The organism is Natroniella acetigena (genome assembly GCF_023227745.1).
Taxonomy (GTDB): Bacteria; Bacillota; Halanaerobiia; order Halobacteroidales; family Halobacteroidaceae; genus Natroniella; species Natroniella acetigena.
Genome location: NZ_JALKBX010000006.1, coordinates 13,324 through 26,862, shown reverse-complemented (window position 1 = coordinate 26,862; position 13,539 = coordinate 13,324). Strand labels below are relative to the sequence as shown.

15 protein-coding genes are annotated in these 13,539 nt (G+C 35.4%); all 15 read left to right on the top strand.

Annotated elements, in window-relative coordinates; translation table 11 throughout:
* Window positions 1-4: 4 nt before the first annotated feature.
* The 15 genes from spoIIIAF to MWH25_RS02505 all read left to right on the top strand — a co-directional run bounded on the left by spoIIIAF (window position 5) and on the right by MWH25_RS02505 (window position 13,495).
* A complete protein-coding gene (gene spoIIIAF / locus MWH25_RS02575) occupies window positions 5-553 on the top strand; it encodes a stage III sporulation protein AF (protein ID WP_248625483.1) in 549 nt (182 codons plus the stop codon).
* A 78-nt stretch (window positions 554-631) separates the two neighbouring features.
* Entirely contained in the window at window positions 632-1,231 is a 600-nt protein-coding gene (locus MWH25_RS02570; protein WP_248625482.1) for a hypothetical protein, read from the top strand.
* Window positions 1,232-1,240: 9 nt separating this feature from the next.
* Window positions 1,241-1,846: a SpoIIIAH-like family protein gene (locus MWH25_RS02565; protein ID WP_248625481.1), complete on the top strand. Its 606-nt coding sequence runs from the start codon at window positions 1,241-1,243 to the stop codon at window positions 1,844-1,846.
* Window positions 1,847-2,022: 176 nt separating this feature from the next.
* Complete coding sequence (accB, locus tag MWH25_RS02560; RefSeq protein ID WP_248625480.1) at window positions 2,023-3,888, top strand: acetyl-CoA carboxylase biotin carboxyl carrier protein; 1,866 nt, start codon at window positions 2,023-2,025, stop codon at window positions 3,886-3,888.
* Window positions 3,889-3,904: 16 nt separating this feature from the next.
* Window positions 3,905-5,257, top strand: coding sequence for an acetyl-CoA carboxylase biotin carboxylase subunit (accC, locus tag MWH25_RS02555; RefSeq protein WP_248625479.1), 1,353 nt, complete (start codon window positions 3,905-3,907; stop codon window positions 5,255-5,257).
* A gap of 76 nt (window positions 5,258-5,333) precedes the next feature.
* Window positions 5,334-5,747, top strand: coding sequence for an Asp23/Gls24 family envelope stress response protein (locus MWH25_RS02550; RefSeq protein ID WP_248625478.1), 414 nt, complete (start codon window positions 5,334-5,336; stop codon window positions 5,745-5,747).
* 66 nt (window positions 5,748-5,813) lie between these two features.
* Entirely contained in the window at window positions 5,814-6,347 is a 534-nt protein-coding gene (gene amaP / locus MWH25_RS02545; RefSeq protein ID WP_248625477.1) for an alkaline shock response membrane anchor protein AmaP, read from the top strand.
* 19 nt (window positions 6,348-6,366) lie between these two features.
* On the top strand, window positions 6,367-6,600 hold the full coding sequence (locus MWH25_RS02540; RefSeq protein ID WP_248625476.1) for a DUF2273 domain-containing protein: 234 nt from the start codon (window positions 6,367-6,369) through the stop codon (window positions 6,598-6,600).
* A 106-nt stretch (window positions 6,601-6,706) separates the two neighbouring features.
* Window positions 6,707-7,141, top strand: coding sequence for a transcription antitermination factor NusB (nusB, locus tag MWH25_RS02535; protein WP_428832789.1), 435 nt, complete (start codon window positions 6,707-6,709; stop codon window positions 7,139-7,141).
* Between the two features lie 5 nt (window positions 7,142-7,146).
* Window positions 7,147-8,082, top strand: a complete 936-nt coding sequence (locus MWH25_RS02530) for a Kae1-like domain-containing protein (RefSeq protein ID WP_248625474.1) — start codon at window positions 7,147-7,149, stop codon at window positions 8,080-8,082.
* Window positions 8,083-8,583: 501 nt separating this feature from the next.
* Window positions 8,584-9,435, top strand: a complete 852-nt coding sequence (locus tag MWH25_RS02525; protein ID WP_248625473.1) for a sulfide/dihydroorotate dehydrogenase-like FAD/NAD-binding protein — start codon at window positions 8,584-8,586, stop codon at window positions 9,433-9,435.
* The gene (gltA, locus tag MWH25_RS02520; protein ID WP_282706865.1) at window positions 9,392-10,798 is read left to right on the top strand and encodes an NADPH-dependent glutamate synthase; all 1,407 of its coding nucleotides are present in this window, start codon (window positions 9,392-9,394) and stop codon (window positions 10,796-10,798) included. The genes MWH25_RS02525 and gltA overlap by 44 nt, the downstream gene beginning before the upstream one ends.
* 172 nt (window positions 10,799-10,970) lie before the next feature.
* The gene (gene xseA, locus MWH25_RS02515) at window positions 10,971-12,185 is read left to right on the top strand and encodes an exodeoxyribonuclease VII large subunit (RefSeq protein WP_248625472.1); all 1,215 of its coding nucleotides are present in this window, start codon (window positions 10,971-10,973) and stop codon (window positions 12,183-12,185) included.
* A 186-nt stretch (window positions 12,186-12,371) separates the two neighbouring features.
* Window positions 12,372-12,620, top strand: coding sequence for an exodeoxyribonuclease VII small subunit (gene xseB / locus MWH25_RS02510; protein WP_248625471.1), 249 nt, complete (start codon window positions 12,372-12,374; stop codon window positions 12,618-12,620).
* Window positions 12,620-13,495, top strand: a complete 876-nt coding sequence (locus tag MWH25_RS02505; protein ID WP_248625470.1) for a polyprenyl synthetase family protein — start codon at window positions 12,620-12,622, stop codon at window positions 13,493-13,495. Before xseB ends, MWH25_RS02505 begins: the two co-directional genes overlap by 1 nt.
* Window positions 13,496-13,539: the final 44 nt, after the last annotated feature.

Genomic DNA, 13,539 nt, shown 5'->3' with positions numbered 1-13,539 from the left:
AAAATTGGAGCAATTACGAGAGTGGGTTAGAAATATAGTCTTAGTCATTTTATTTGCTAATTTTATTCAGATGTTAGTTCCTAGTGGTCAAATGAAGAGCTTTGTTAAGGTAATCATTGGTTTTTTCATTATTTTAGTGGTATTGAATCCGATTTTAAGCTTGGTCCGTTACCCTCAACAGATATTTAATTTAGATTTATTCAGCATTCAAAGACCTTCCTTTGACGAAGTTGTAGAAGATGGCAAAAGTTTAAAAAGAGAGCAGAATAATGAAATAAGGGGTGACTATAAGCAGAGGCTGGGCAAACAGATTGAATCGTTTATAGAATTTAATTTTCAAATAGAATCCACAGTGGAATTAGCTTTAGATCAAGAAAATGAATTAGAAAAAATAGAAATTAGGGTTCAAGAAGATAGGATTACTCCAGTAAATGTTGATCTGTCTCAGGAAGATAAAGAGCCTAAACCTATTTCAAAAGAGAAGAAACTAAAGGAATTAATTGCTAATTTTTATGCTCTTGATTTAGAGCAAGTTGAAGTTGAGTTTGATTAGAGAAGTATCTAGTTAAAGTTAGGTGGTTGCAATAAATGATAAGTTAATTTTTGAGTTAGCTCATAAAGGAGGAGAAGAATGGGAGCTGAGGATTCATTTTTAAAAGAAGTTTTAAATAGTAATTTAAGTAAGTCACAACTTAAATTTATTCGTTACTTAGTTTTATTTATTTTAGTTGGAGTTTTTTTGATGTTACTTGGGGATTTTGGCAGTAATCTTTCTCAATCTGAAGTTTCGAAGCAAGATTATAACCAACAGCAATCTAGTGCTGGAGGTGTCTTAGCTTTAGAAGAAGAGTTAGAAAAAAAGCTGGCATCTATTTTGTCTCAAGTACAAGGGGTAGGGAGAGTAGCTGTTGACGTTACCTTAGATACCAGCTCAGAATATGTTTACGTTAGGGATCATCAACAATCAAGTCAAGAAGTTAGAGAAGAGGATGATGCTGGCGGAATTAGAAATACGGTTGAATCTGATGATACTGAAGAGATAGTTATCTTAAATAAAGGTAGTGGAGAGGAAGCATTGGTGAAAAAAGAGATTAAACCTAAAATTAGAGGGGTATTAGTTGTTGCTGAAGGAGCAGAAAATTCTTATGTTAAGGCTGATTTAATGCAAGCAATCAGAAGAGGAGTAGGGGTACCTAGCCATAAGATTATTGTATTACCAAAGGAAAGGTAGGGAATAATAATGATCATAGGTAAGTCGGAGTTGAAAAAGAAATTGGGCTGGTTTTTAGTATTAATGGTTTGGGTAGGGATGGTAACTGCTGTTGTAGTTCATCAACTTCCTGAAGGAGAGCAGTTAGCCGAAGTTTCTTCTGATCAAGAAGTTGAATTTGAGACAACAGATTATGAAGAAATGGGTAGTGAACAACTAAAGGAAGTTGAGAAGTTAGAAGAAGAACTGGCTATTAGTGTTGCACAGGATGATAGTCACGATACAAACTTTTTTGTAGAGTATAGGATGGAGCGTGATCAAGCTCGTAGTGAACAGATTAACCTATTACGGGAAATGATAAATAATCCTAATTCTGATGATAAATTAAAGGTTCAAGCCCAAGAACGTTTATTGCAAATAACCAATAATATAGAGAAAGAAATGGAAATTGAGAGCATGATTAGAGCAAGGGGATATGATGATGGATTAGCATTTTTACATGATAATTCAATAGAATTAATTATAGCTACTAAAGGCTTACAGAAACAAGACGTAGCTAAGATTGGAGATATAGTTTCTAATAGTACAGGAATCAGCTTAGGGAATATAACTATAATTGAGAAGAAACCTGAATAATTGACAAACAGAAGCAAATAAGATATAATGATTAGATAAGTTTATTGCTTAACTCAGGTGAAATGTTTAGTACCTGAGTTTTTCTCTTAATCTTTTAAAACGCTTTGTTTTTGTGAAAGAAGAAAATGGATGATATTATAGAAATGTAAGTAGTTAGTAATATAGGAGGGGGAAGAATGGAAAAAAGGAAGGTTAAAATTACAGATACTACGTTAAGGGATGGTCATCAATCTCTTTGGGCAACCAGGATGAGAACTGAGGACATGTTACCGATAGTTGGAAAAATGGATGAGGTGGGATACCATTCGTTTGAAGTATGGGGAGGAGCAACTTTTGACGTCTGTATGCGTTTTTTAGAAGAAGATCCATGGGAAAGACTAAAATTACTAGATAGTTACATCACTAATACTCCATTACAGATGTTACTGAGAGCACAGAATGTAGTTGGTTATAAACATTATCCCGATGATGTGGTTAGAAAATTTGTTGAAAAAGCAGCGGAGAATGGAATAGATATCTTTAGAATTTTTGATGCGTTAAATGATGTTAGAAATATGAAAACTTCTGTGGAAGCGGTAAAAGAGACAGGTAAACATGCGCAAGCAACTATATCTTATACGGTAAGTCCAGTACATACGATAGAACATTATGTAGAGACTGCGACTACTTTACAACAAATGGGAGCAGATTCCATTTGTATTAAAGATATGGCTGGCTTATTAAGACCATATAAAGCTTATGATTTAGTATCATCATTAAAGAAAGAAATTGAGGTGCCAATTCAATTGCATAGCCATTATATTGGTGGATTAGCAATTTCTACCTATGTAAAAGCGATTGAAGCGGGGGTTGATGTAGTTGATACTGCTACTGCATCTTTAGCTTTTGGTTCTTCACAGCCACCAGTAGAGACAATGGCTGCTATTTTGAATGATACTGAATTTGATACTGAGCTTGATTTAGAACAGCTGTTTGATATAGATAGTTATTTTGAACAGGTAAGAAGAAAAAGAGGATTTGATCGTGGAGTTACTAAGATTACTGATATGCAGACTTTCTCTCACCAAGTACCAGGCGGGATGATGTCTAACTTAGTTTCTCAATTAAAAGAACAGGATTCACTGGATAGAATTCAAGATGTATTAGATGAAATTCCAAAAGTAAGAGAAGAATTAGGTTATCCGCCATTAGTGACTCCTACTAGTCAGGTTGTAGGAGTACAATCTGTATTTAATGTATTATTAGGTGAAAGATATAAGGTGATTCCGGATGAGGTTAAATCTTATATTAAAGGATATTATGGTAGACCACCAGCAGAAGTTGATCCAAAAGTTAAAGAATTAGCAATTGGTGACGAAGATCCAATTACTTGTCGACCAGCTGATTTATTAGATCCAATTCTGGATGATATTAAGGATGAAGTGGAACAATATGTAGAGAGAGAAGAAGATTATCTCAGTTATGCTTTGTTTCCTCAAGTTGCTTTAAAGTTTTTAAAGAAAAGAAAGCAAGATAAAAATATCTTTGGAGAAACTAATAACGATGAAATTTCAAGGGAGGAAGAAAATATGGAATTAAAAGATATTAAGGAATTAGTTCAGATGTTAGATGAGACTGATATTTCAGAGATTAATTTAGAAAATGATGGGACAAAAGTTAGTATTAAGAAAGGTGGCAAGGTTGTCGCTCAAGAAGTTAGTGAGAATGCGACTGCTCAACCTGTAGAAACTGAGCCAACTGTTGTTGAAAGTGATAAAGAAGATGCTGAAGCTGATACTCAGACTGCTAAAGCTCCAGTAGCAGGAGAGAAGATTGAAGCTCCAATGGTTGGAACATTCTATCGTTCGCCTGCACCAGATGCTGATCCATTTGTAGAGATAGGAGATATAGTTGAAAAAGGTGATACGGTATGTATTATTGAAGCAATGAAATTAATGAATGAAATTGAAGCTGAATTCAAATGTAAAATTATTGATATCTTAATAGAAGATGCAGAACCGATTGAATATGGTCAACCGTTATTTGTTGTTGAAAGAGTATAAAAGGAGCAGTGATAAAATGTTTGATAAAATATTGATAGCGAATCGAGGCGAAATTGCACTAAGAATTATTAGAGCATGCCAAGAGCTTGATATCAAAGCTGTAGCAGTTTATTCTGAAGCAGATAAGGACGCATTGCATGTTAAGTGTGCTGATGAGTCATATTGTATTGGAGCTGCTTCATCAAATGAAAGTTACTTAAATATTCCTAGTTTGATCAGTGTAGCTGAAATTGCTAATGTAGATGCGATTCATCCTGGCTATGGTTTTTTATCAGAAAATGCTGATTTTGCAGAGGTTTGTGAAGAGTGTGGCTTTAAATTTATTGGGCCAAGAGCTGAAAGTATTAGAAGAATGGGAGATAAGTCAGTTGCTCGAGAAACGATGATTGAAGCAGAAGTACCAGTAGTACCTGGAACTGAAGGTGTTTTAGAAAGTAAAGAAGAAGCAGTTAAAATTGCAGGAGATATTGGATATCCAGTAATCGTTAAAGCTTCCTTTGGTGGAGGCGGTCGCGGAATGCGAATTGCTAATAGTAAAGATGAAGTAATTCAAGCATTCCAAACAGCTAGTTCGGAAGCAGAAGCTGCTTTTGGTAATGCTGAAGTCTATCTAGAAAAGTATGTTGAAAATCCACGCCATGTTGAATTTCAGATCTTAGCAGATGAACATGGTAATGTAGTTCATTTAGGTGAACGTGATTGTTCGATTCAAAGGCGACACCAAAAAGTTATTGAAGAAGCACCTTCACCAGCTATTGATCCTGCTTTGAGGGATGAAATGGGATTAGTAGCAATTAAGGCCGCTAAAGCAGTTGATTATCATAATGCTGGGACAATAGAGATGCTACTGGATAAACATGACAACTATTATTTTATTGAAATGAATACAAGAATTCAGGTGGAGCATCCTGTTACTGAACTGGTAACTAAAATAGATATTATCAAGGAGCAGATCAGAATAGCAGCAGGAGGAGAACTAGGCTATACACAAGATGAAATTGAGATCAATGGTGCTGCTATTGAATGTAGAATTAATGCTGAGGATCCTAGTAAGAACTTTAGGCCTTCCCCTGGTATTATAAATGAATATATTATTCCAGGAGGATTAGGAGTTAGAATTGATAGTTCTGTTTATCCCAATTATATGATTCCTCCTTTTTATGATTCAATGGTTGCCAAGCTAATAACTTGGGGGCGTGATCGTGAAGAGGCTCGTAAGAGAATGTTAAGAGCATTAAATGAATTTAAAATTGAAGGAATTAAGACAACGATTCCATTCCATAAAGAAGTATTACAAAATGAATACTTTATTATAGGTAATTTTGATACAGGGTTTATTGAGGATCATATAATACATAATGAAGAATAAAATTTCTTTACTTAATAATTGATAACTATTGATTAGAGATTTTTGAATTGTAATTTGGAGAAGGGGGGAAAGAAGAATGACTCAGACAGACAATAGTGTAGGAGCAATTAGGATTGCTAATGAAGTGGTCAGTATTATTGCTGGTTTAGCTGCTACTGAAGTTGAAGGTGTAGCTGGAATGAGTGGAGGATTAGCCGGTGGTATTGCTGAAATGCTAGGTAAAAAGAATTTGACTAAAGGTGTCAAAGTTGAAGTTGGTGAAACTGAAGCTGCAATAGATTTATATGTAATTATGAATTATGGAGTTAGCATCCCTGATATATCTTGGAAAATACAAGAGAGTGTAAAGAATGCTATTGAAAATATGACCGGCTTAGATGTAGTAGAAGTTAATATTCATGTCCAAGGTGTTAGTTTCAAAGATGAAGATGAAGGAGAAGAAGAAGGGGAAGGAGAAGGAGAGACTACGGAGGTTCATAGGGTAAGATAATTGATAGTAAAAGCTAACTCTGCTTAAGCGGAGTTAGCTTATATGCTTATTAAGAGGTGAGAAAAAGTGAAGTTGCTTGATAAATTCTTTATGCTATTATTTACAGTGATACTGATTCTTCTGTCCTTAGGAATGATTGGATTAGCAGTGGATTTGATCTCTTTTCAGTATTTATTTGAATTCACTAGGGGATTAGAGAATAGAATTGAAGTGGGGATTATTGGTTTAATCTTCTTTTTAATGTCAGTTAGGATTTTGCAATTATTATTTAGAAGAAAAAAAAGCAAGTCTGCTGTAGTAGGTAATTCAAAATCAGGAACAATTATGATCAGTTTAGAGGCAATTAATAGTTTAGTTAAAAAATTAGTTGAGCAAGAAGATAAAGTTGTAGAAAGTAATTCTAAGATTAAAATTAAAGATAATGGAGTACATATTTATTTGAAATTGGTAGCGCTTGCTGAAACTAATGTACCAAACTTGACTCAAAAATTACAAGAGGTTATTAAAGAGCAAGTAACTCAATCTACAGGAGTTAAGGTTGGGCAAGTAGAAATTTTAATTAGGGAGCTTCAATCAGAAGCAGGAACGAGATTAGATTAAAAAAGAGGTGTTTATTTAAATGGTTGAATTGGATGATCTAATAAAACTTCTAAGCCTCTTGAGTGACTATAAAGGCAGAATTTTAGGTTCATTATTGGGAATATTTATTTCTTTATTGATTATTAGATTTGGGGTTATTTTAACTATTTTTATTTTGATGTGGATGGTAATTGGTTTTTATTTAGGAGCTAGATTTGATCGGAGGGAAGATTTAAGAGATATAATTAATGATATTTTGCCTCCTAGTGAATAAAAATATTTCTTTTTTATTAAATTAAGATTAATTCTAGGCCACCTGCTGAGAATGGGTGGTTTTTTGAATTGAATAGATTACTGGATTATAGAATAAAGAGGAGGAGATTAAAATTAGTCGTAGTATAAATAGACATCAGGCGAGAGAGATTGCTATTCAGGTTTTATATCAGATGGATATTAATCAGGAGAGTTTAGAACATAATTTGAATATTTTAAGCCAAGAACAACCAGAATTAGACTTAAGTTCAGGGTTTTTAGCAGAGATAATTGAAGGGACAGTAGAGAATTTAGAGCAGATTGATCAAGTGATTACTCAAAATACAGTAGGGTGGAAAGTTGAGCGGATGGGTAAGGTTGATAAAAGTATTATTAGATTAGCTGTTTATGAAATTTTATATCAAGCTGAGATACCAGTTGCAGTTTCGATTAATGAAGCTGTAGAATTAGCCAAAAGTTTTAGTGATCAACAGTCGAGTAAGTTTGTAAATGGAGTATTGGGTAATATAGCTGATGCCTTAGAAGAGAGAGAGGAGGAGTAGTTCAATTGATTTTAGGGATTGATACCAGTAATTATACTACTTCAGCAGCTTTATTAGATACTTCTGGAAAGTTAATTGCTCAAAAAAGGGAGCGATTAGAAGTTGAGCAAGGAGAAAGAGGGCTTCGGCAATCAGAAGCAGTTTTTCAACATGTTAAGAAACTACCACAAGTGATTGCTAAGGTAGCTGAAGGTAAAAAAGAGGAGTTGACTAAGCTTGTAGTTAGTACAAGCCCAACTTCTCAACAGGATTCTTATATGCCTGTGTTTAGGGTTGGTGAGGGCCAAGCTAGAAGCCTAGCTAGTATTCTAGGTTTATCTTTGCTTGAAGTTTCCCATCAAGAAGGTCATTTAATGGCTGGAGTCTGGTCTTCAGGATTAGATGTTGAAGAGTTCTTAGCGGTTCATCTATCTGGTGGTACATCTGAGTTATTAAAGGTCAGCAAGAAGCAGGGGTTAGGTTTTGAAGTAGAAGTATTAGGAACCAGTCAGGATCTACATGCAGGCCAATTTATCGATCGGGTTGGAGTAGAATTGGGACTGCCTTTTCCTGCTGGGCCAAGCTTAGAAGAGTTAGCTGTCGAGGGTGAATTAGGAGAAGTTGTCATTCCTTCCGCAGTTGATGGTTACCAGATCAGCTTTTCAGGACCAACCTCAGCAGCAATGAGGGCGATTGAAGCAGGAGAGAAGAAAGCTAATATTGCCCTAGCAGTCCAACAGGCGATTGCTAATACGGTAGAGAAGGTACTAAGAAAAGCTATTGGAGAAGAAGAATTGACCGAGATCTTGATTGTAGGTGGAGTAGCTGCCAATCAATACTTAAGAGAGAGATTGAGAAAGAGGTTAGAGCATCCGGGAGTTGGAGCTGAATTGTACTTTGCAGAGCCGAAATGGAGTAGTGATAATGCCGTAGGTACTGCTGCATTAGCATTAGGGCAGTAGGACTAATATTTAACTATAGTAATGTCTAAAAAGTATTAAATTATCATTATCCACTACTGGTTTTGAACTCTAAACCAGGAGGGGAGTAGCTGCAATGGCATTGGAGAGAGGAACTAAAAGTTAAGCAAAGTATTTAAGGTAGGGAGTTGAATTGTTACTTTGTGTATTGTGAAAATGGTTTTATTATAGTATAATAAGGCTTAGTTATTGATTAGTTACTTTTATCTGTAATATTAAAGCTAAAGTGCAATTTAATTACAATTATGTGTCACTTTGTGACACATAATTGAGTTGACAGTTGACGGTTTACAGTTTACAGTTAAGATCAAAATATTAAGATCTTAAAACCTATGAAAAGACTTAAAATTATAGGTTTAGAGTGATTTTGATTTAAGTTTTTAATGGTTTTCCTTCGGGTTTTTTTAAACCCTAATGTTAAGTTATATATAATTAATTTAAAATAAATATTATGCGCAAAAGAGAATTAGAGGAGGGACTAGAATGTATCAAATTTTAGAGAAAGAAGAATTAGCACCTAAAATCAAAAAATTTGAAGTAGAAGCTCCCCAGATAGCAGCTAAAGCAGAACCAGGGCACTTTCTGATAGTCAGGGTAGATGAATTTGCTGAGCGAATTCCGTTGACAATTGCTGATTATGATCGGGAGCAAGGAAGTATCACAATTATTATCCAAGAGGTCGGTTTCAGTAGTCGACAGATCTGTGATTTAGAAGCTGGTGATAGCTTCTTAGATGTGGTTGGCCCGTTAGGTAAACCGATTGAGACTGCTGACTATGAACGAGTACTCTGTGTTGCTGGAGGTTTAGGAGCAGCTCCTTTATATCCTAAGGTTAAATCATTGGCTAACGAAGGAGTCGAGTTAATTACGATTTTAGGGGCTCAAAATGAAGAGATATTGATCTTAGAAGAAGAGTTGGAAGAATTGAGTAATGAGTTATATATTACAACTGATGATGGTTCTAAAGGAAGAAAAGGATTTGTAACTGATCAACTAGGAGAGATTTTGGCTGAAGATGATCAGTTTGATTTGGTGATTGCGATTGGCCCGATGATTATGATGAAATTTGTATCAGAACTAACTAAAGAGTATGATATAGATATAATGGTTAGTTTGAACTCATTAATGGTTGATGGGACAGGAATGTGCGGTGGTTGTCGAGTTACAGTTGGTGGAGAGACTAAGTTTTCTTGTGTAGATGGACCAGCTTTTGATGGTCATTTAGTAGATTTTGATGAACAACTACAAAGAAGTAAAATATATCAAGAAAAAGAAGAAAAAGTTAAAGAACATGAATTTTTTGGGGGGGATTGCCGTGCAAAAAGAGAAAACTAAGATGCCTTTACAAGACCCCAAGCAAAGAGCTAATAATTTTAATGAAGTAGCACTGGGTTATTCCAAAGAGGATGCGATCAATGAAGCGAAGAGATGTTTACAATGTTCTAATCCTGCTTGTAAGGATGGCTGTCCAGTTCGAGTCGATATTCCTAAATTTATTGACTTGATAGCAAAAGGTGATTTTGCAGCAGCAGCTAAGAAGGTTAAAGAAAAGAATAGCCTACCTGCTATCTGTGGTCGAGTCTGCCCTCAAGAAGAGCAATGTGAAGCTGAGTGTATAGTCGGTAATAAGAATCAGCCAGTAGCGATTGGTAGGCTGGAACGTTTTGTAGCTGACTATATTCGTGAGCAAGAGGAAGTTAAAGAAGCTATTCAGGATAAAGGGCAAGTAGCAGTAGTAGGCGCTGGGCCAGCAGGTTTGACTGCAGCAGCTGATTTAGCTAAGCTAGGTTATCAAGTAACACTCTTTGAAGCATTTCATAAGGCCGGTGGAGTATTGACTTATGGAATTCCTGAGTTCAGATTACCTAAGGATATTGTTCAAGATGAAGTAGAGAAGATTGAACAATTGGGGGTTGAAATTAACTATAATCAGGTGATTGGGAAGATCAAGAGCTTAGATGCTCTATTTGCTGAGGGATATCAAGCGGTTTTTGTCAGTACAGGTGCAGGATTACCACGCTTTTTAGGAATTGAAGGGGAGAATTTAAATGGAGTTTATTCAGCCAATGAATTTTTAACTAGGGTTAATTTGATGAAGGCTTATCAATTCCCTAAATATAAGACTCCAGTTTATACTGGTAAGAAGGTAGCAGTCGTAGGAGCTGGAAATGTAGCTATGGATGCTGCCCGAACTGCCTTGAGATTAGGGGCTGAAGAGTCAGTGATTGTATATCGGCGTAGTAGAGAAGAGATGCCTGCTCGAGCAGAAGAGATTGAACATGCTCAGGAGGAAGGGGTTAAATTTAATTTATTGAATAACCCAACTAAGATTTTGGGTAATGATGATGGTTTCGTAACAGGAATGGAATGCATTAAGATGGAGTTAGGAGAGTTTGATCAGTCGGGTAGAAGGCGACCAATTCCGATTGAAGGTTCAGAATGGAGTTTAGATGTTGACCAGGTGATTATGGCAATTGGCCAAAGTCCTAATCCAATCTTAATCAATGATACTCCAGAGATTGAAACGACAGACCGGGGGACAATCAAGGTAGATGAAAAGACAGGAATGACGACTAAAGAAGGTGTCTTTGCTGGAGGAGATATAGTAACTGGTGCCGCAACTGTAATTCAAGCTATGGGAGCTGGTAAGAAGGTTGCCCAGACCATTGATCAGTATATAACAGAGCAGAACAATTAAAGATTATTTGATTGAGAGCAGGTTATAAAATTTCTATAACCTGCTTTTTTAAGTCATAGAATAAAAAAAGAATAATATGTAAAATTTAACACAAAAGTGAATTGATTTTTTATTTTTAATCTTTTTGTGCTATAATATAACTGGATAACTTACAAAGGAAGAAGAGGATATTATGGATTATATTTGGTCTGTTTCAGGGATTACTAATTATATCAAAGAAGTATTGACAACTGATCCTAATTTAAATCAGTTGTTAATTAAGGGAGAAATTTCTAATTTTCATGCACATTCCTCAGGGCATATGTATTTTACTTTAAAAGATCAGGACTCTCAAATCAAAGCAGTTATGTTTAGAGGGGATAATCGTAATTTAAAATTTGAACCAGAAGATGGAATGTCAGTTATTGCTACTGGAAGAGTGAGTATTTATTCTGTACGAGGAGAGTATCAATTATATGTCAGTGATTTAGAGCCTGATGGGATCGGCTCTTTACATATAGCTTTTGAACAATTAAAAGATAAACTGGAACAAGAAGATTTGTTTGAGGAGGAATATAAGCAACCGATTCCTCAAATCCCTGCTAAAGTAGGGGTCATAACTTCTCCTACTGGAGCTGCTATTCAGGATGTTATTAGTGTAATTAAGCGTAGATTTTCTAATCTTTTTGTCTTAATTGCACCGGCTAAAGTACAAGGGAAGGCAGCAGAAGATAGCTTAATTACTGCTTTAGAGATGTTGAATCGGACAGATGTCGATGTAATTATCATTGGTCGTGGTGGAGGTTCATTAGAGGATTTATGGGCTTTTAATAAAGAACGTTTGGCGCGGGCTATTTTTAATTCTGAGACTCCTGTTATCTCTGCTGTGGGTCATGAAACTGACTTTACAATTGCTGATTTTGTGGCTGATTTGAGAGCACCGACTCCTTCAGCAGCAGCTGAATTGGTTGTTTCTGATGCTAAGGAAATTAAGAGGTACTTAACTAAGCTAGAGGATAATTTAGAGCAAGCTATGGAAAATAAGCTTAATTATCTAACTGAGAGATTAACTTATCTTAAGGAGCGGGAAGTCTTTAAGTTATTAAAACAACAGCTGCAAGAGTATCTGCAACAGATTGATGAATTGGAGTTAAAATTAAAGAGAAATATTAGCAATAAAGTGGATAATAAGCAGGAAAAAATAGAGTCTATCGCAGCTCAACTTAACTCCCTTTCGCCATTAAATACGTTGGCCCGAGGTTATAGCTTGACTTGTAAAGCTGATACTAAAAAAGAAGTTAAATCGGTTGAGCAAATAGAAATAGGAGAGAAGGTTGGAGTGAGATTAAAAGATGGAAAGTTATTTTGCCAAGTAGAAGAAATTGAAACTTTGGAGGAGATTAATTAAAACTTAAGAGGAAGTTAATTGAATCTAAACCAATTTGGTTTAGATTTTTCCAACAAAATCAAGAAATTAATTTTAAAGTTGATAAATTTAGGTATAATAAGGATGTACTCTATCTATTGAAGGAGATAATTATTTGATGTAGAAATAAGTATAGTGTTGAATAATGAGCATAAGGGGTGAAGAGCAATGTCGATTGAAGTTGAATTATCCTTTGAAGAAGCTTTAGAACAAATAGAAAATATTGTTAAGGAGTTAGAAAGAGGAGAATTACCCTTAGCAGAATCTTTGGATAAATTTGAAACTGGGATCAAACTGACTAAATTTTGTTCCCAGAAATTAGAAGAGGCAGAAGGAAAGGTAGAAGTTATTAAAGAAGAAGCAGGAGAAATTAAAACTGAAACTTATGATAATTATGGAGAAAAAGGAGTAAACTAATGAATATCAAGGAATTTATTTCAACTAAAGGAGAAGTAATTAATGAGGCTTTGGACAAGTATTTACCACAGGTTAGGCCTGAAGAATTACATCAGGCAATGCGGTATAGTGTCCTAGCTGGAGGAAAGAGATTAAGACCAATTTTAACTTTAGTAGCTGCTCAATTAGTAGGTGAAGAAGAGGAGAAGGTCTTACCAGCGGCTTGTGCTTTAGAGTTAATACATAACTATTCATTGATCCATGATGACTTACCATGTATGGATGATGATGACTTTAGACGGGGTAAGAAGACTAATCATAAAGTTTTTGGACAAGGGATGGCTGTTTTGGCAGGTGATGCATTATTGACTTATGCTTTTGAGTTATTAGCTGAAATAGATGATTTACCTGCTGAGCGGGTTTTATTAGCAACTAGTAAGTTAGCTAAGGCCGCTGGTAAACAAGGGATGGTTGGAGGCCAAGCGGCTGATTTATTAGCTGAAGGTCAAGAGATAGATAAACAGGAGTTGAAGTATATTCATACTCATAAGACGGGAGCCTTGTTAGAAGCAGCAGTCAGTATGGGAGCTATTTTAGGAGGAGCTTCAGATGAGCAATTGTTTGCTTTACAAGAGTATGCCCAAGGTATTGGCTTAGCTTTTCAGATTGTTGATGATATTTTGGATATTGAAGGTGATGCTGAGAAGATAGGTAAAGATGTTGGAAGTGATCTAGAGCAGGATAAAGCTACATTCCCTGCTTTATATGGGTTAGAAAGATCAAAAGAGATGGCTGCTGAAAATTGCCAACGAGCTAAAGAAGCAATCAATATTTTTGGAGAGCAAGCAGAGGTATTAAGAAAGTTAGCAGATTATATTATAGAACGAGAATATTAAATGGTTGATATGGATTAGATTAATGAATTATTAATCATTGAATG